The sequence below is a fragment of the Vibrio sp. D173a genome, assembly GCF_030248475.1.
The window spans coordinates 1-694 of the sequence record NZ_JAHGAH010000601.1; the positions used below are offsets into that span (position 1 = coordinate 1).

The following is a 694-nucleotide window of genomic DNA, read 5'->3' on the forward strand; positions in this document are numbered from 1 at the left end:
TTACTTCAGCACGCTCACGGCCTTGAGAACGGTGCTTACGAGCAACCGATTCACGCTCTGCACGCATACGCTTGTAGATCGAGTCACTGATGTTGTCTGGAAGGTTAATCTTCTTCATACGGAAGTCGACGATTTCCACACCTAAATCTTTCAGTGCACTTTCACGTGTATCCGCAAGAACGTTTTCCATGATCTTGTCACGCTCACCATCTACCTCTAGCGCTTCAGCAGCAGCAACAGTTGTTACTTCTTCGCTATCAGCAGAATCTGGCAGTACATCGTTATTACGAGGGCCTGATACGATTTGCTTGATTTCACGAGAACCGATTTCAGAACGAAGAACGTCTGTCACTTTACGCTCTAGAAGTGCTTGCGCTGTTAGTGCGTTACCGCCACCCGTTGCTAGGTAGTATTGACCGAAGTCTTGAATACGCCATTTCACGTACGAATCGATGATCACGTCTTTTTTCTCAGACGTTACGAAACGGTCAGAACGGCCATCCATTGTTTGAATACGTGCGTCTAGGGTCTTCACACGGTCAAACAGAGGCAGTTTGAAGTGCAGACCAGGTTCGTGGATTCGAGAGATGTCGTTGTTATCTTTCAATACACGACCGAAACGAATCACGATACCGCGCTCGCCTTCTGGAATCACGAACACAGACATCAACATCAGTGCTAGCGCAACAACCAA

1 protein-coding gene is annotated in these 694 nt (G+C 47.6%); it reads right to left on the reverse strand.

Annotated features, from left to right (window positions below; translation table 11 throughout):
* Positions 1-694: protease modulator HflC (gene hflC / locus KIV40_RS27830; protein WP_285352433.1), on the reverse strand; the 694-nt coding region annotated here is incomplete at both ends.